Source organism: Methylobacterium sp. yr668, from assembly GCF_900116245.1.
Taxonomy (GTDB): Bacteria; Pseudomonadota; Alphaproteobacteria; order Rhizobiales; family Beijerinckiaceae; genus Methylobacterium.
On record NZ_FOZY01000004.1, the window covers coordinates 195,921 to 213,345 of the forward strand.

General features: G+C 73.7%; 13 protein-coding genes. 7 read left to right on the plus strand and 6 right to left on the minus strand.

The genetic code is table 11. The features are described from left to right. Window positions 1-12: 12 nt before the first annotated feature. On the plus strand, window positions 13-900 hold the full coding sequence (locus BM419_RS07260; RefSeq protein ID WP_091925925.1) for a beta-keto acid cleavage family enzyme: 888 nt from the start codon (window positions 13-15) through the stop codon (window positions 898-900). 267 nt (window positions 901-1,167) lie between these two features. After that, window positions 1,168-2,397: an ABC transporter substrate-binding protein gene (locus BM419_RS07265; protein WP_020092356.1), complete on the plus strand. Its 1,230-nt coding sequence runs from the start codon at window positions 1,168-1,170 to the stop codon at window positions 2,395-2,397. 158 nt (window positions 2,398-2,555) lie between these two features. Here the strand turns inward: BM419_RS07265 and BM419_RS07270 are convergent, their stop codons facing one another. Further along, a complete protein-coding gene (locus tag BM419_RS07270; protein WP_091925927.1) occupies window positions 2,556-3,437 on the minus strand; it encodes an aldo/keto reductase family oxidoreductase in 882 nt (293 codons plus the stop codon). Window positions 3,438-3,529: 92 nt separating this feature from the next. Here BM419_RS07270 and BM419_RS07275 point away from each other — a divergent pair, with 92 nt between their 5' ends. Further along, a complete protein-coding gene (locus BM419_RS07275) occupies window positions 3,530-4,450 on the plus strand; it encodes a LysR family transcriptional regulator (protein ID WP_091925928.1) in 921 nt (306 codons plus the stop codon). Here the strand turns inward: BM419_RS07275 and BM419_RS07280 are convergent. From BM419_RS07280 to BM419_RS07290, 3 genes are all read right to left on the minus strand, one after another. Continuing rightward, a complete protein-coding gene (locus BM419_RS07280; RefSeq protein ID WP_091925930.1) occupies window positions 4,434-7,595 on the minus strand; it encodes an autotransporter domain-containing protein in 3,162 nt (1,053 codons plus the stop codon). The two genes, BM419_RS07275 and BM419_RS07280, sit on opposite strands and share 17 nt — an antisense overlap. A gap of 412 nt (window positions 7,596-8,007) precedes the next feature. Then, on the minus strand, window positions 8,008-9,786 hold the full coding sequence (locus BM419_RS07285) for a methanol/ethanol family PQQ-dependent dehydrogenase (protein ID WP_091680204.1): 1,779 nt from the start codon (window positions 9,784-9,786) through the stop codon (window positions 8,008-8,010). Between the two features lie 34 nt (window positions 9,787-9,820). Continuing rightward, entirely contained in the window at window positions 9,821-10,417 is a 597-nt protein-coding gene (locus tag BM419_RS07290; protein ID WP_091925932.1) for an LOG family protein, read from the minus strand. Between the two features lie 227 nt (window positions 10,418-10,644). Here BM419_RS07290 and BM419_RS07295 point away from each other — a divergent pair, with 227 nt between their 5' ends. Then, window positions 10,645-12,141, plus strand: a complete 1,497-nt coding sequence (locus BM419_RS07295) for an Ig-like domain-containing protein (RefSeq protein ID WP_020092362.1) — start codon at window positions 10,645-10,647, stop codon at window positions 12,139-12,141. A 10-nt stretch (window positions 12,142-12,151) separates the two neighbouring features. On the opposite strand, the gene BM419_RS07300 is transcribed toward BM419_RS07295, so the two are convergent. Beyond that, window positions 12,152-13,486, minus strand: coding sequence for an aminotransferase-like domain-containing protein (locus tag BM419_RS07300; protein ID WP_091925934.1), 1,335 nt, complete (start codon window positions 13,484-13,486; stop codon window positions 12,152-12,154). A 104-nt stretch (window positions 13,487-13,590) separates the two neighbouring features. Between BM419_RS07300 and BM419_RS07305 the strand changes: the two genes are divergently transcribed. The 3 genes from BM419_RS07305 to BM419_RS07315 all read left to right on the plus strand — a co-directional run bounded on the left by BM419_RS07305 (window position 13,591) and on the right by BM419_RS07315 (window position 16,104). Further along, the gene (locus BM419_RS07305; protein WP_020092364.1) at window positions 13,591-13,785 is read left to right on the plus strand and encodes a DUF1127 domain-containing protein; all 195 of its coding nucleotides are present in this window, start codon (window positions 13,591-13,593) and stop codon (window positions 13,783-13,785) included. A gap of 87 nt (window positions 13,786-13,872) precedes the next feature. Further along, window positions 13,873-15,795 carry an ABCB family ABC transporter ATP-binding protein/permease gene (locus BM419_RS07310; RefSeq protein ID WP_091925936.1) on the plus strand — a complete coding sequence of 641 codons (1,923 nt, stop codon included), beginning with the start codon at window positions 13,873-13,875 and terminating at the stop codon, window positions 15,793-15,795. 72 nt (window positions 15,796-15,867) lie between these two features. After that, window positions 15,868-16,104: a DUF6894 family protein gene (locus BM419_RS07315; RefSeq protein WP_091925938.1), complete on the plus strand. Its 237-nt coding sequence runs from the start codon at window positions 15,868-15,870 to the stop codon at window positions 16,102-16,104. Between the two features lie 60 nt (window positions 16,105-16,164). On the opposite strand, the gene BM419_RS07320 is transcribed toward BM419_RS07315, so the two are convergent. Then, window positions 16,165-17,070 carry an NAD(P)-dependent oxidoreductase gene (locus tag BM419_RS07320; protein WP_091925940.1) on the minus strand — a complete coding sequence of 302 codons (906 nt, stop codon included), beginning with the start codon at window positions 17,068-17,070 and terminating at the stop codon, window positions 16,165-16,167. Between the last annotated feature and the right edge of the window lie 355 nt (window positions 17,071-17,425).

A 17,425-nucleotide genomic window follows, 5' to 3' on the forward strand; every position in this document is an offset into this window, starting at 1 on the left:
GGGAGCACACACATGGCGAGCACCACCGTCATCACCTGCGCCCTCACGGGCTCCTTCGACACGCCGCGGAAGAACCCGGCCGTGCCGGTGAGCCCGGAGGCGATCGCCCGGTCGGCCCTCGAGGCCGCCGCCGCCGGGGCCGCGGTGGTCCACATCCACGTCCGCGACCCCGAGACGGCCGCGCCGAGCATGGAGCTCGCCCATTACCGCGAGGTGGTGGAGCGGATCCGCGAGAAGAACGACGCCGTGATCCTCAACCTGACCACGGGGGCGGGCGGCCGGTTCGTGCCGGGCGACCCCGACCCGTCGGTCGCCGGCCCGGGCACGACCTTCGTGGGACCGGAGGCCCGCACCCGGCATGTCGGCGCGCTGCGGCCGGAGATCTGCACCCTCGACATCGCCACGATGAATTTCGGCGAGCACCTGTTCCTCAACACCCCCGGCCACCTGCGGGCGATGGCGGGCCACATCCGCGACGCGGGCGTGAAGCCCGAGATCGAGGTGTTCGACCTCGGCCAGATCGAGCTGGCCCGGCACCTGATCGCCGAGGGGCATCTGGCGCGCCCGCCGCTGTTCCAGATCTGCCTCGGCATCCCCTGGGGGGCGCCCGCGACGCCGGAAGCCCTCGTGGCGATGCGCGCCCGACTGCCGGAGGACGCGGTCTGGTCGGCCTTCGGCATCGGCCGGGAGGAGTTCCCGATCCTCGCGGTCGCCGCCGGCATGGGCGGCAACGTCCGCGTCGGGCTGGAGGACAACCTGTACCTGTCCCGGGGCACGCTCGCGCCGAGCAACGCCGCCCTGGTGGAGAAGGCCGTGAGCCTGCTGGCCCACATCGACCGGGAGCCGGCCACGCCCGATCAGGCGCGGGCGATTTTTGGATTGACGTCGCGGGGCGGTTGAGAGGCCGATCGCCGCCGCTCCCCGTCATCGCGCGCGCAGCGAAGTGACCCAGGGCAGCGCGACCTCGGCGAGCGTGGTGCTGCTGGATTGCTTCGCTCCGCTCGCAAAGACGGCGGTGCCGTCTCGGGCGGGGAGGGCTGCCCCTGACGGATCGCCGGCATCCTCACGCGCACCCGTTTCAGCCGCGGACCGCCACGGATACTCTGCCTTCGGAAACAGCCCGAGCGGCGATCAACGCCGCCGGGTGGACACGACAGGGAGAGAGACATGACGCTCCGCCACCGCGCCGCGGCGCTGCTCGGGAGCTTGTGCGCGCTCGGCGCCGGCGCGGCGCTCGCGGCCGACCTCGTGCCGGTGAAGATCGGCGTGCTGAACGACCGCTCCGGCGTCTACTTCGACTCCACCGGCGAGGGCTCGGTGGTGGCCGCCCGCATGGCGGTCGAGGACTTCAAGCCGGAGGAACACGGGCTGAAGGTCGAGGTCGTCGCCGCCGACCACCAGAACAAGCCCGATGTCGGCGCCTCGATCACCCGGCAATGGTACGACCGCGACGGCGTCGACGCGGTGTTCGACGTGCCGACCTCCTCGGTGGCGCTCGCCATCGCGCAGATCACCAAGGAGAAGAACAAGGCGTTCATCAACTCGGGCGGCGGCACCGCCGACCTCACCGGCCCGGCCTGCACGCCCAACACCGTGCACTGGACCTACGACACCGCGGCGCTGGCCAACGGCACCGGCAAGGCCATCCTCAAGCGCGGCGGCAAGTCCTGGTACTTCATCACCGCCGACTACGCCTTCGGCCTCGCTCTGGAGCGCGACACCAAGGCGGTGGTGGAGAAGAACGGCGGCAAGGTCGTCGGCGGCGTGCGCACGCCGTTCCCGAACCCGGACTTCTCCTCGTTCCTGCTCCAGGCCCAGGCCTCGGGCGCGCAGGTGATCGGGCTCGCCGATGCCGGGCTCGACGCCGCCAACGCCATCAAGCAGGCGCACGAGTTCGGCATCCGCCAGGGCGGCCAGACGCTCGCCGCTCTGCTGATCGCCATCACCGACATCCACTCGCTGGGCCTGGACGTGGCGCAGGGCCTCGCCTTCACCGCCTCGTTCTACTGGGACCTCAACGACGGCACCCGGGCCTTCGCGGAGCGGTTCGAGAAGCGCATGCCCGGCAAGAAGCCGACCTCGTACCAGGCGGGCGTCTACGCCAGCACGCTGCACTACCTGAAGGCGGTGGCGGCCCTGCACTCGGCCAAGGACGGCGCCGCCGTGGTCGCCAAGATGAAGGAGATGCCGACCGACGACCCGCTGTTCGGCAAGGGCACGATCCGGCCGGACGGGCGCAAGATCCACCCGATGTACCTGTTCGAGGCCAAGGCGCCCTCCGAGTCGAAGGGCGCGTGGGATCTCTACAAGGTGCTGGAGACGATCCCGGCCGAGCAGGCCTTCCGCCCGATGAGCGAGGGCGGCTGCCCGATGGTGGCCGGCATGACGGCGAAGTAGGCCTCGGGTCGCTCCTTTCCGCACCGCCGTCCTTGCGAGCGGAGCGAAGCGAACCAGACGGCGCGACGCCCGCCGTCGTCGCGCTGCCCTGGGTCACGTCGCTGCGCTCGTGATGACGGTGAGGGAGACCGCAACCGAAGCGTCCGGACGGGAACCGTTCACGCCGCCCCGATCCGATCCAGCGCCGCCATCGCCTCATCCGGGAGCGCGAGCGTGGCCGCCGCGAGGTTCTCGCGGAGGTGGCCGAGGGACGACGTCCCCGGGATCAGCAGGATGTTGGGCGACCGGCGCAGCAGCCACGCCAGCGCCACCTGCATGGGCGTCGCGCCCAGCCCGGCCGCCACCGCCGACAGGGTGTCCGACTGCAGCGGGCTGAACCCGCCCAGGGGGAAGAACGGCACGTAGGCGATCCCGGCCGCCGCCAGATCGTCGACGAAGGCGTCGTCGCCCCGATGGGCGAGATTGTACTGGTTCTGCACGCAGACGATGTCGGTGATCCGCCGCCCGTCCGCGACCTGCCGGGGCGTCGCGTTGCTCAGGCCGATCCGGCGGATCAGCCCCTGGCGTTGGAGATCCGCCAGCACCGTCAGTGGCGCCTCGATCGAGCCTTCCGCGGGGCCGTGGACGTCGAACATCAGGCGCAGGTTGACCACGTCGAGGGCGTCGACGCCGAGGTTGCGCAGGTTGTCGTGGACCGCCCGGGTGAGGTCCTCAGCCGAGAAGGCCGGGTTCCACGAGGCGTCGGCCCCGCGCTCGGCGCCGACCTTGGTGACGATCACGAGCCCGTCCGGGTAGGGGTGCAGCGCCTCGCGGATGATCTGGTTGGTGACGTGCGGCCCGTAGAAGTCGCTCGTGTCGACGTGGTCGACCCCCGCCGACACGGCCGCGCGCAGCACCGCGACCGCGGCGGCGCGGTCCTTCGGCGGTCCGAACACGCCGGGCCCGGCGAGCTGCATGGCCCCGTAGCCGAGCCGCTTCACTTTCCGGCCGCCGAGGGGGAAGGTCCCGGCCTGCGCGATGTCGGCGGTGATGGCGGTCATGACGGATCTCCTGTTGGCGCTCCGGATGTAGACGCCACGCTTTGCGCCGATAAGTCGTGACAATCGGCACGGGTCGTGCGGATTCTCGAACGATGACCCAGGATATCACGGACCTCGCCGCCTTCGTGACCGTGGCGCGGGCCGGCGGCTTCCGCGAGGGCGCCCGCGCCGGCGGCGGGAGCGCGTCGAGCCTCAGCGAGGCGGTGCGCCGGCTGGAGGCGGGCCTGGGGGTGCGCCTTCTGAACCGCACCACCCGCAGCGTCGCGCCGACCGAGGCGGGGGCCCGCCTGCTGGAGCGGCTCGGGCCGGCCCTCGCCGAGGTGGAATCCGCCCTCGACGTGGTGAACGGGTTCCGCGACCGTCCCGCGGGCACGCTCCGGCTCAACGTGCCGCTGAGCGCTGCCCGGCTGGTGCTGCCAGCCCTCGTGCCGCCGTTCCTGGCGGCCTACCCGGAGATCCGCCTGGAAGTGATGGTCGAGGACGGGTTCGTGGACGTGCTGGCGGCGGGCTGCGACGCCGGCATCCGCTACGACGAGCGGCTGGAGCAGGACATGATCGCCGTGCCGATCGGCCCGCGGCGGCAGCGCTTCGCCACCGCGGCGGCGCCCGCCTATCTCGAGAAGCGCGGCCGGCCGGAGCACCCGCGGGATCTCCTGGGCCATGCCTGCCTGCTCGGGCGCTTCCCCAGCGGCGCCCTGACGGCGCCCTGGGAGTTCGAGCGCGACGGCGACATCGTCCGGGTGGACCCGTCCGGCCCGCTGATCGTGCGGGTCGCCGCCAGCGACCTCGCGGTGGAGGCCGCGATCGCCGGCACCGGGATCGTCCACCTGTTCGAGGACTGGCTGCGGCCGCATCTCGACAGCGGGGCCCTGGAGCCGGTGCTGGAGCCCTGGTGGCAGGTCTTCTCCGGCCCGTTCCTCTACTATCCCGGCCGGCGGCACCTGCCGGCGCCGCTGCGCGCCTTCGTGGACTTCGTCGGCGCGCAGGCGTCGCGCGCTAGAACCGGAGGGTGAAGCGGCCCGTCACGGCCTGGTCCTGGGCGCGGGCTCCGGTCTGGCCCGTGTAGGCCACGCCCAGGCTCGCGTCCGGCGCCACCGCCAGGTCCAGGCCCACCTGCGCCACCAGCGCGTCCCGGGCGATCGGCACGCCCGCGCTCAGGAAGGCGGGGCCGCCCGCCCCGAAGGCCAGCAGAGCCGTCGGCACGACGTCGCCGAACGCGCGCCGGTAGCCGACGAGACCCCGCAGCGTCACCGGCAGGCCGAGACCCAGGTCCAGGCGCGCCTGCGCCCGCACGCCCACCGTCGCCGCGCCGAGGTCGTAGTCCCGCGCGAAGCTCGCCAGCGCCGCCGCGCCCCCGGCCTCCGCGAAGGCGCCGCGCCGGATGCCGACATAGGCCCCGCCCGCGAACGGCTCGACGAAGCGCGCCGCCGGCGTGCCCAGCGCGATCCTCCAGCCGATCTCGCCGAAGCCCTGCACCGTGGAGCCGCCGCCGTAGCCGCTCAGCGTGTCGGACAGGCCGTACTGCACCGCGCGGCGGGTGCGCGCGTCCGTGTCGGCGTAGAGCGCGCCGAGCCGCAGCGACAGCGGGCCGAGCTCGTAGCCGCCGTACAGGCCGCCGAACCCGCTCCTGAGCGTCGCGCTCTCCGCCCGGCTCGCGCCGCCCGCCCGGCCGGCGCTGTCGAGGAAGGCCTCCGTGTAGCCACCGACCGCGCCGAAGCGCAGCCCGCTGGGGAGCCGCACGTCCGCGCCGGCCGCGAAGCCGGCGATCTGCCGGGCGAGGTCGAACGCGTTGCCGCCGCCATCGGCCGTGCCGAGGGCGCCGAAGCCCTGGCCCCAGAGCCCAAACACCTGCGGGTCGAGGGTGCGCACCGGCACGGTCGCCACCACCGGGGCCCAGCCGGGTCGGTCGGCCGCGTCGGCGGCCGGCAGGGCGCCGGCGTCGAGCCCGGCACCGGGATCGCCCCAGCGCAGGCGGTCGAGCACCGCCTCGCGCACGAAGAAGGCGGTCTCGTAGGCGGTGGACACGGTGCCGGCGTGGATGTCGCCGGCCAGCGCCCGGAAGCCGCTGCCGGCCTCGTTGGCCGTGAAGGCGACCGCCGCGTCGTAGAGCCGGCCGGCGCCGATCGCCTGGATCGCGTTGGCGGCGGCCGCGCCGTTGCGCGAGGTAGCGCTGGCGGCGAAGGGCACGTCGTTGCGGGTGAGCGTCAGGTCGACCGCGTCGGTCCGGTAGCGCAGGCCCGGGGTGAGGAAGGCGAGGTTCGCGGTCACGCCGGCGAACCGGCCGGAGACGCCGCCGGCGGCGGAGAGGATCGTGTAGGTGGTGCGCGGGTTGTAGGCGCCGGAGGCGGCGCGCACCTGGACGGTGCCGCCCGACAGGGTGGCGGTGCCGGTGGCGGCGATCCGGTCGGCCCGGCCGGCGGCGTCGGCCTCGACCCGGTAGGTCGACCCCGGCGCCAAGCCGACGTTGCCGGCGACCGTGAGCGTGCCGATGGAATTGCCCGGCGCCACCGTGGCGCCCGCGAGCGCGACGATCCCGCCCAGCGTGCCCGAGCCGCCGAGCTCGGCCCCCGGCAGCACCGACACGACCGAGTGGGCGAGGCCGCCGTTCACGACGAGCCGACCGGCCTGCACCGCGGTGGCGCCCGTCAGCGTGCTGAGCCCCGTGAGCGTGAGGGTGCCCGCCCCGGTCTTGGTCAGGGTCCCGGAGCCCGAGACGGCGTTGGCCAGCGTCCCGTCGGTCGATTGATCCACGACGAGCGCCGCGTCGTCGACGATGGCGCCCGTGCCGAAGGCGCCGGCATGGCCGACGAGCGTCCCGCCGCCGATCGTCGTGCCGCCCGCGTAGGTGTTGGCGCCGGTCAGGACCAGCGTCCCGCTGCCGAGCTTCACGAGGCCGCCCGCGCCGCCGATGTCGTTGCGCCAGACGTCGTAGGCCGAGAACCCGCCCCTGGCCGCGTCCATCGTGACGGTGACCGTGCCGCTGAAGGCGCCGTAGCCGTCGGCGGCGGCGAACAGGTTGATGCGGTCGTAGCCCAGCCCGTTGTCGAGGAAGCCGCCGGAGGGCAGCTCCGTGGTCGCGATCACGTCGCGGCGCTGCGCCGCCGTGAGGTAGGGAAAGCGGGTCGCGAGCAGCGCCTCGGCACCCACGGGGACCACCGGCGGACGGTCCGTGGGCCCGACCGGTGGCAGGCCGTAGGTCAGGCGCGCCGTGTAGGCGGCCTTGTTGCGCGCGTAGTCGGAGAACCGGTCGGTGGCCGGATCCACGGGCGCGTGGGCGCACCGCTCCAGCGGGCCGCCGCAGGCCTGGCTCAGGTAGCTCTGCACCTGCGCGAAGGCCTCGCCCAGCAGGGCCGCGTTCGCGGGATCGTTGAGTGCCCGGATGGCGAAGTAGGTCGCCAGCACGCGGCCGCCGATCACGTCGGTGGGCGAGTGCATGCCCGCCTCGATCCGGTTGTCGCCGAGCTCGCTCGCGCGGGTGAGCAGTTCCTGGAACCGCTGCGGGACCGCGTAGGCCAGGGCCAGCGCCGACAGGTAGGCGGCGTTGGTGTGGCCGCTCGGGAAGCCGCCATCCGTCGCGGGGGTCGGGCTCTTCTCCGGCCCAAGGGAGGGCGGCACGACGAGGCCGAGGCCCTGGCCGTCCAGGCTCTGCCGCCAGGGGCGCGGATAGCTGTAGGCGTCCTTGGCCGGGCCGGTGGAGGCGTTGGTCCGGAACGCGTTGACCAGCTGCACGACCTTCCCGAGGGGCGACGTCGTCACGCCGGCACCGGTCCCCTGGTCGACGTACTGCACGCGCGACGTGGTCGCGTCGAAGGCCGGGATCGTGGTGGTCGCCCCCGATCCCGCCAGATAGGCCAGCGTCAGCGGTCCGAGGCCGTCGATGACGCTGTAGCTCTGGTTGCGGCGGTCGTCGTAATAGGCGGCGATCTCCTGCGCGCCGGTCCGCTCCCGCGCCCGCTCGGCGACGATCTGGATGTTGCGCAGCAGGAGGGGCGCCCCGAGGGCCGTGGGCGATCCGGTGTCGTAGGTCCGTCCGGGGATCCAGATCCGCCGGAAACCCGACAGGATGTCGACGCCGTTGCCGGCCGTCTGCGCCTGGGCGCCCGGACCGAGCAGCACGACCGCCAGCGCGGCGAGTGAGACCCCATATCCTCGTGTCATGACGCGCTCCCCGACACCGCCCCGTCCGGCCGGTCGCGCGCCCCATATCCAAGATCATCGACGGCAGATCGTCATAGTTCGTTCAAAATCGGACGCATTTTCGATTCGTATCCTCTGAGCAACACTCTGTAAGGCGGCTTATTTCTTATAGCTATATTTGAATAATTGGAATTTTTACTTCTGAATTTGCCCGGCCAGCACTTCTGACCGGTCATCGATCGCCGTGAGCGGCGCGGCCGCATCTGGATAGGCCCGCCCGAGGCCGGCCACCGGCGCCGGTGACGGGGTCATGCGGGACAGGAGAGGCGGCGCGGGATGCGTCCAGCCAGACCCGGCGCGGGAGCGCCTCGGAAGGTCAGGGAGATGCCGTGCGAATCGCCCGGCGGCGCGTGCGGACGCCGCCGGGGGCGACTCACTGCGGCAGTTCGAACACCGTGAGCTGCCCGCCCGGCGCCGTGTACTGCGACAGGGCCGCGTAGCCCCCCACCGCCCCCGAACCGTCCGCGGGGTCGGTCAGCCCGGCCGCGAGGCCGATCCCGGCCCAGCCGCCGACCCCGGACAGCACCGCGACGTACTGCTTGCCGCCGTGCAGGTAGGTGGTGACGTTGCCGACGATCCCGGACGGGGTCTTGAACCGGTACAGCTCGTGCCCGTCCCGGGCGTCGACCGCCTTCAGGTAGCCCTCCAGCGTGCCGTAGAAGACCACGTTGCCCGCCGTGGCGAGCGCCCCCGACCAGACCGAGAACGGCTCCGGGATCGTCCAGGCGATCCGGCCCTTCGCGCCGTCCCAGGCGATGAACGCCCCGGTCCGGTCCGAGCCCTCGGGCGGGTGCAGGGTGAGCGTCGCGCCGACATAGGGCTGGCCGGGCGTGTAGGTGACCCGGAACGCCTCGTAATCCATGCACATGTGGTTGGTCGGCACGTAGAACAGCCGCGTCTTGGCCGAGTAGGCGGCCGGCTGCTGGTTCTTGGCACCGAGCGCCCCGGGACAGATATTTTTGGTTGCTTCGTCCTCGTCGGCCTCGCCGGGGGCGTAGCGCTTGTCGACCACCGGCTTTCCGTAATCGGGCGCGGCGGGATCCACGCTGATCCGGCTGGCCCAGTTCACCGTGGGGTCGAACTTCTCCGCCACCAGCAGCGCGCCGGTGGCCCGGTCCAGCGTGTAGCCGAAGCCGTTGCGGTCGAAATGAGTCAGCACCTTCCGGGCGCGGCCGTCGATCACCTGCTCGGTGAGGATCATCTCGTTGACGCCGTCGTAGTCCCACTGGTCGTGGGGGGTCATCTGGTAGACCCAGCGGGCGATGCCCGTATCGGCGTCGCGGGCGATGATCGCCTGCGCCCATCGGTTGTCGCCCGGGCGCTGGTTCGGGTTCCAGGTCGAGGGATTGCCGGTGCCGTAATAGACGAGGTTCAGGTCCGGATCGTAGGAGAACCAGCCCCAGCTGCAGGCGCCGCCGGTCCGCCACTGGTCGCCCTCCCAGCTCTTGAGCGAGGAATCGCGGCCGACCGGGCGCCCGAGCTCGGTCGTCGTCTCCGGATCGACCAGCATGTCGGCGTCCGGCCCGGTGGCGTAGGCGCGCCAGAGCCGCCGGCCCGTCGCCTGGTCGTAGGCCGTGACGTGGCAGCGCGCCCCGTACTCGCCGCCCGCGAGCCCGACGATGAGCTTGCCGCGCACCGGCAGGACCGTGGCGGTGTTGGTCTCGCCCCGGCCCGGGTCGCCGTTCCTCACCGACCACAGCACCCGGCCGGTCTCGGGGTCGAGCGCCACCACGGTGGTGTCGGCCTGCTGGAGGAACAACCGCCCGTCCGCGTAGGCGAGCCCACGGGAGACCGTGTCGCAGCACATCACCGCGATCACGCTCGCGTCCTGCCGCGGCGCGTAGCGCCACAGGATCCTCCCGCCCCGGTCGAGGTCGAGGGCGTAGACCACGTTGGGGAACGGCGTGTGCACGAACATCAGGTGTCCGACCACGATCGGCGCACCCTCGTGGCCGCGCAGGACGCCGGTGGAGAAGGTCCAGGCGACCTTCAGGCGCCCGACATTGCCGGCGTCGATCTGGTCGAGGGCCGAGTAGCGGGTGTTGGCGTAGTCCAGGGTCTGCAGGACCGGCGACGGGCCGGCCGCCGCCGCGGAGGCGAGGCCGGCGAGCGGCAGGGCCGCGAGCAGTGAAGCACGCATCGACGCACGCATCCTCGTGATCCTCATCGCCGCGCGGCGCGCGCACCTACATGCGCTGCTGGACGATGCTCTCGGCCTGGGGGTCCGGCTCGTGGCCGGCCGCGCGGAGCATCGGCACCACCTCGGCCGCCTCGCGCGCGACGAGGTAGCTCAGGTCGAGCCCCTCGCGGATGAAGCCGTGGCCGCGCATGTGCTCGAACAGGGCCAGCAGCGGCGCCCAGAACTCCGCCACCGAGACCAGCACCACCGGCTTCCGGTGGCGCCCGAGCTGCGCCCAGGTCAGCTGCTCGACCAGCTCCTCCAGGGTGCCGATGCCGCCCGGCAGGGTCACGAACGCGTCCGAGCGCTCGAACATCAGGCGCTTGCGGGTGTGCATGTCGGAGACCACCACGGTCTCCTGGATGTCCGCCAGCATGTGCTCGCGCGCCTGGAGGAAGTCCGGGATGATGCCGGTGACGTGGCCGCCGGCGGCGAGCGCCGCCCGCGCGACCGTGCCCATCAGCCCGACGTCGCCGCCGCCGTAGACGAGGCCCATCCCGGCCTGCGCGACCGCGGTCCCGAGGGTCTCGGCGGCCTCGCGGAAGGCCGGGTCGCGGCCGAAGCCGGAGCCGCAATAGACACAGACTGTCCTCACCGGAGCCATCCGGCGTCCTCCTCGCGCGTCCGTTGCGAGCCGTCCAGATCGCGCCCCGCGCCCAGCACTCCACGTGCCAAACTGCTGAATTCGCGTGGGATTCACCCGCCTGGGCGGCAGGACGGCTTGGTGTGGGGACCATGTACGGTATTATGGGCGGCGCCGTCGACGGCTTTTCGCGCGGGCGGACGGCCGCCCGCCGGGCGGCGGCAGGATGAGGGGAGGCCTTCGTGGCGATGTCGAGACAGGTGCGGCGCAGTCTCGCCCTGGCGCTGGCCGGCCTTCTCGGCGGACTGGGACTCGTGCTGGCGCTGTTCGGCGGCGACTCCTTGCGGCGGCTCACCGGCCGCGGTGGTCCCGAACCGTCCGCGTCGTCGGCGCCGAGCGGCAGCCTGCGCAGCCTCGCCGATCCGGGCGCCCTGGCCGGCCGCGCCGACCCGACGATCGACTTCCGCGACGACAAGCCGGGCCGGGCGAGCCCGGCGCCGGGGGAGGGCCCCGTGGCGGCGCTCCCGCAGGCCCCCCGCGCCGGCACCCCCGGGGCGCCGCAGGCCGGCACCGCCGGGGCGCAGCAGGCCGGTCCGGGCCAGGACGCGCGCCTGCCGGATGCGGCTGAGGCGCCGCGCTTCGACATCGTCCGCGTCGAGCCGAACGGCGACGCCGTGGTGGCCGGCCGCGGCGCGCCGGACGCCGCGATCGAGATGCTGGTCGACGGCAAGCCCGTGGCCCGGGCGAAGGCCGATTCCAACGGTCAGTTCGCGATCGTGCCGCCGGCCCTGCCGACGGGCGCCAGCACGCTCCGCCTGCGCATGACCGGCGCGGACGGGCGCGCGTCCGAGTCGCAGCAGAGCGTCGCGGTGGACGTGGCCCCCGGCCGGGACCGCCAGCCCCTCGTGGCCCTGACCGCCCCGGACGCCGCGACCGTCGTGCTGTCGCAGCCCGGCGCGCCGGGCGCGACGGCCGACGCGAAGGGCGGCGCCAGATCCTCCGGTCCGGCTTCCGAGCCGGGTACCCGGGACGCCGACGCGGCGCGGGCCGGCCGGCCGGCCGGGAGCGGGGAGACCCGCGAGGCCGCGGCGTCCGGGGCGGGGCCGACCCGGATCGCCAGCGTGGACGTGCAGGGGAACGGCCGCCTGTTCGTGACGGCCACCGGCACGCCGGGGGCGCGGATCCAGCTCTACCTCAACGACACGATGATCGCCCCGGGCAGCATCGGGCCGGACGGCCGGGCGACCTTCACGATCGGGCGCGGGATCAAGCCCGGGCAGTACCAGGTGCGGATCGACCAGGTCGATCCGGCCACCGGCAAGGTCGCCAGCCGCGCCGCGGTCCCCCTGTCGGTGCCGGAGCCGACGCAGGTCGCCGCCCGGGAGACCGCCGAGTCCGGACCGTCGCCCGCCCAGAGCGGCGCGCGGGATCGCGCCGGCCCCGATCAGGCCGCGCGCGACGGTGCCGACCGGGACCGGCCGGCCGCGGCCTCGCCGCCGGCCGCCGTCTCGAACCCCCAGGCGGCCGACATGGCGGAGCCGGACCGGGTCGGCGCGGTGTTCGTGCCGGAGATCAGCACCGCCCGGATCACCCGCGGCGACAACCTCTGGCGGATCAGCCAGCGCACCTACGGCCGCGGCGAGCGCTACACGGTGATCTACGACGCCAACCAGAACCAGATCCGCGATCCGGACCTGATCTACCCGGGCCAGATCTTCGTGCTGCCCACAGACAAGCGCGGCTGAGCGGCGCCGCCTACTCCACCACTTGGTCGTCGCCCGCGAAAGCCAGCCGGCGCAGGCCGCGCAGCGCCCGGTCGAGCTCCTCCCGCGACGGCGAGGCCAGGGCGAGGCGCACCGCGTTCGGCGCGTGGCCGGGATGGACCGCGAAGGACGAGGCCGGCAGGAGGGCGATGCCCTGGCGCAGGGCCGCGGCCGCGTAGGCCTCGGCCCGCCACGTCTCGGGCAGTTCCAGCCAGAGGTGGTAGGCCTGCGGATCGCCCACGACCCGCAGGTCGGCGAGCGCCGCCCGGGCGAGGGCCTGCCGGGCCGCGGCGTCCCGGCGCTTGGCCTCGGCCAGCGCCGCCGCCGAGCCCCCCGCCATCCAGTGCATGCCGGCCGCGAGCGACAGGCCGAGCACCGTCCAGGCGCCCTGGCGGACGGAGGCGGCGAGCCGGTCGGTGAGGGCAGGCGGCGCGGCGATCAGGCCGACGGTCAGCGCCGGCATCACCCGCTTCGACAGGCTGTCCACGAAGATCACCCGGTCCGGCGCGAGGCCGGCGAGCGGCGGTGCCTCGGCGAGGAAGCTGTAGACCGCGTCCTCGACGGCGGTGAGCCCGGTCCGCTCCAGCACCTCCGCCAGGGCGGCCCGGCGCGCCGGCCCCATCGTGGCGCCGAGGGGGTTGTGCAGGGTCGGCTGGAGATAGACGCCGCTCAGCGGGGTCGCGCGGTGGGCCTGGAGCAGCGCCTCGGGGCAGACGCCCTCCGCGTCCATGGCGAGCGGGATCAGCGTGATCCCGAGCCGCGCCGCGATGCCCTTCACCCCGGGATAGGTCAGGGGCTCGCAGCCGATCCGCTCGCCGGGCGCCGCCAGGGCCGCCAGGGCGGCGGCCAGCGCCTGCCGGCCGTTGCCGGTGAACAGGATGTCGGCGGGATCGGGGGCGTAGCCCGCCCGCTCCAGGAACCCGGCGGCGATCGCCTGCGCCGGAGGCGTGCCCGCGGGCCCGTACTGGGTGAAGCCGATCTGGCCGTCGTCGCGGGCGAGCGCCGCCAGGGTCTCGGCCAGGACCGCCTCCTGCTCGGGCAGGCGCGAGTGGGTCCGCTGCAGGTCGAGGGCGGCCGGGGGCGGCTCCGGGCGGAGCAACCCGGCGCGCCCCGGCTCGCTGCGGACGTAGGTCCCGCGCCCGACCTCGCCGGTCACCAGCCCCCGGCGGGCCAGCTCGGCGTAGACCCGGCTCGCCGTCGAGACCGCGATGCCCCGCGCGTAGGCGAAGTCGCGCTGCGGCGGCAGCCGCGCGCCGGGGCGCAGCCGGCCCGCCGCGATGTCGGCCGCGATCGCGTCGGCGACGGTGCGGTAATCCGCGGGGCGCATAATTGCTCCGAGGTCAATGTTTCGATTGATCCGAGATTTGTATCGGATCAATGCTCCGCCAGCAATCCCGGCCGGACTGCCTTCCCGCCACCGGATCGTCTGCGATGCAAGCCGTCACCCTGTCCTCCTCGCCCGCCGTCACCCGTCCGACCGCGCGCCCGTCCCTGCTCCGCACGTGGCTGCAGCGGATCCGCACCCGCCGCGCCCTGGCGGCGCTCCACCCCGACCAGGCCCGGGACGCCGGCCTCGAGCCCTGGGACCTGCGCGCCGAGGTCGCGAAGCCGTTCTGGCGGGCGTGAGGCGGGGGCCTGCACGCAGCGCGGGTGCTCCGGCGCGGCAGCGGGCCTATATGCGGGGCCAGGACATCCCGCCCCGCAGAACCCTTCATGACCGACAACTCCGCGCCCGCGGCCGGGACGCCGATCCCGGCCGAGCGCCCCGGCCTGATCGCCACCTACCGGCGGCTCTGGCCGCATCTCTGGCCCCACGGCCGGCCCGACCTGCAGCGCCGGGTCTTCCTGGCCTTCGGCCTGCTGCTCGCCGCCAAGCTGGTGACCATGGTGACGCCGTTCACCTTCAAGTGGATCACCGACGCGCTGGTCGCCGCGGTCGGCGGCAAGGACGAGGCCGTGCCCACCGGCCTCCTCGCCGCGCCGATGCTGCTGATCGCCCTCTACGGCCTCTCGCGGATCGCCATGTCGGCGCTGACGCAGGTGCGCGACGGGCTGTTCGCCAAGGTGGCGATGCACGCGGTGCGGCGGCTGGCGCTCCAGACCTTCGAGCACATGCACCGCCTGTCCCTGCGCTTCCACCTGGAGCGCAAGACCGGCGGCCTGACCCGGGTTCTGGAGCGCGGCCGCGCCGGCATCGAGGAGCTGTCGCGCCTGATGGTGCTGACCCTGGTGCCGACCATCGTCGAGTTCGTGCTGGTACTCGGCGTGCTGGCCTACGAGTTCAACTGGACCTACGCGCTGACCGCGTTCCTGACGGTCGCGGCCTACCTGGCCTTCACCTACAAGGCGACCGAGTGGCGGATCGCGATCCGCCGCCGGATGAACGCCTCCGACACCGACGCCAACACCAAGGCGGTCGACTCGCTGCTCAACTACGAGACGGTGAAGTATTTCGGCGCGGAAGCCCGGGAGGCCGGCCGCTACGACGAGTCGATGGCCAAGTACGAGAAGGCCTCGACGCAGACCTACGTGTCGCTGGCGGTGCTCAATGCCGGGCAGGCGGTGATCTTCACGCTCGGCATGACCGTGGTGATGTGGCTCGCGGCGCGCGACATCCTGGCCGGGCGCACCACGATCGGCGGCTTCGTGCTCGCCAACACCATGCTGGTGCAGCTCGCGATGCCGCTCAACTTCATGGGCATGATCTACCGCGAGATCAAACAGGCGCTGATCGACATCGACGACATGTTCCGCATCCTCGGGCAGAACCCCGAGATCGCCGACCGGCCGGGCGCCGCCCCGCTCGCGGTCGCGGGCGGCACGGTGCGGTTCGAGGACGTGCGCTTCGCCTACAATCCCGAGCGGCCGATCCTGCGCGGCGTCACCTTCGAGATCCCGGCGGGCCAGACGGTGGCGGTGGTGGGGCCCTCGGGCGCCGGCAAGTCGACGCTCTCGCGCCTGCTGTTCCGGTTCTACGAGCCGCAAGGGGGCCGGATCAGCGTCGACGGGCAGGACATCGCCGCGGTGACGCAGGCGTCGCTCCGGGCGGCGATCGGCATGGTCCCGCAGGACACGGTGCTGTTCAACGACACGATCGGCTACAACATCCGCTACGGCCGGGCCGACGCCACCGACGCGGAGCTGCGGGAGGCGGCCCGCCTCGCCCAGATCGACCGCTTCGTCTCGGGGCTGCCGGAGGGCTACGACACCCCGGTGGGCGAGCGCGGCCTGAAGCTCTCGGGCGGCGAGAAGCAACGGGTCGCCATCGCCCGCACGATCCTCAAGGCGCCGCCGATCCTGGTCCTCGACGAGGCGACCTCGGCGCTCGACTCCTTCACGGAGGCCGAGATCCAGGCGGCGCTCGACCGGGTCAGCCGCGGCCGGACCACCCTGGTGATCGCCCACCGGCTGTCGACGGTGGTCAACGCCGACGCGATCCTGGTCCTCGACCACGGCCGCATCGTCGAGCGCGGCACCCACGCCGCGTTGCTGGAGGCCGGGGGCGTCTACGCGGCGCTCTGGGACCGCCAGCGGGAGGCCGACGCCGCCCTGGAGGTGCTCCAGCGCGCCGACGCGCCGGTGCTCCCGCCCCGGACGGGCCACGCCGCCGTGCCGGAGACCGAGGCCGCGGAGTGACCGAAAGGCCACACGCGGTCCGCGCAACGCGGCCGGGACGCAACCGGAGGCGGTAAGCGCGGTTCTGCGGTTATGCCGCACTTCTACCTGCACATCCGGGACGGTCAGTGGCTGGTCGAGGATCTCGACGGCGCCGACCTGCCCGACCTCGACGCCGCCCGCACCGAGGCCGAGCGCTCCGCCCGGGCGCTCTTGGAGATCCAGCGGGTCGACGGCGCGGTGCTGGCCGGCCAGTCCTTCGAGATCGCCGACGCGTCGGGTCAGGTCCTGGCGGTGGTGCCGCTGAAGGACGTGCTCGGGCTGCCGTGAGATCCAGGGCGCGGGCGGGGCGGTGGGGATCGACCGCCCGATGGCCCCTACGGCCGGCCCCTACGGGCGCGACCGCACCCGGACCCCGAGCAGGTCCTCGAACGGCAGCACCATGGCGCCCTTGTCCCGGTCGCCGTGACCCTGGCGCAGGGCGGTCTGGTAGGTGGCGGTGGCGGCCGCGGTGACCGGCATCGGGAAGCCGTTCTCCGCCGCGACCGCCGCGGCGGCGACGAGGTCCTTGTAGGCCGCCCCCATCGGGTAGCCCTCGTCGAACTGGCCCCGGAGGATGCGCGGCACGAAGTACTGCGCCGCGTAGCTCCGGCTCGTGCCCGTCGTGACCACCTGGGCGACCTGATCCGGGTCGAGCCCCATGGCGACGGCCATCGGCAGCACCTCGGCCAGCGCCGCGATGTTGATGTCGTAGAGCACGTTGTTGATCGTCTTGGTGAGCTGGCCGGACCCGGCCGGGCCCATGTGCAGGATTGTCGTGCCGATCCGCTCCAGGAGCGGGTGCACCCGGGCGACCGCCCCGGTCGCGCCGCCGCACATCACGGTGAGCGTCCCGGCCTCGGCGCCGGCCGGCGCGCCGGAGACGGGCGCGTCGACGAAGGCGCGTCCGGTCGCCGCCACGGCGCGGCCGACCGTGAGGGCCTTGGCGTGCGCGACGGTGCTGAGGTCGACCACGACCGCCCCCGGGGCGAGGCGCTCCGCCAGGGCGCCGTCCCCGAGGAGGGCCGCCTCGACGGCGTCGCCGTTCGGCAGGCACAGGAACAGCACGTCGGCGCCGGCGGCCTGGCCGGGATCGGTGGTGGCGACGAGGCCCGGCGCGGCGAGGCCGGCGAGGCGGGCCGGGTCGGTGTCGATCGCGACGAGCGTCTCGGCGTCGGAGCCCCGCTTGGCCGCGAGGTTGCGGGCGATGGGGTGCCCCATCGCGCCGAGGCCGAGGAGGGCGAGGCGCGCGGCCATGCGGGTGTCCCTGTTCCGAGTGTCCGGGCGCCCCCTGTCCGTGCGGGGGAGGCGCCGCGCCAGCATGTCGCCGGACGGGGCCGTCTTCCAGCCCCAGCCCTGGAATTGCGGCCGATGGTTTCTCGGCACCGACGTCCTTGCGAGCGGAGCGGAGCGGGCCAGGGTCGCGCCCCGCTCAATGACGTCGCGCCGCCCTGGGTCGCTTCGCTGCGCTCGCGATGACGGAGAGGCGCGTCGACAGCGGCGCGCGGCTCGAATTACCTTGACAATGTTCCTATTTTGTGCTTCCTGACCGCACCTGTCCGCGGCGGCCCGGGAGCGATCCCGGGGCGTCCTTCGGGGGCCCGCCCGGTGG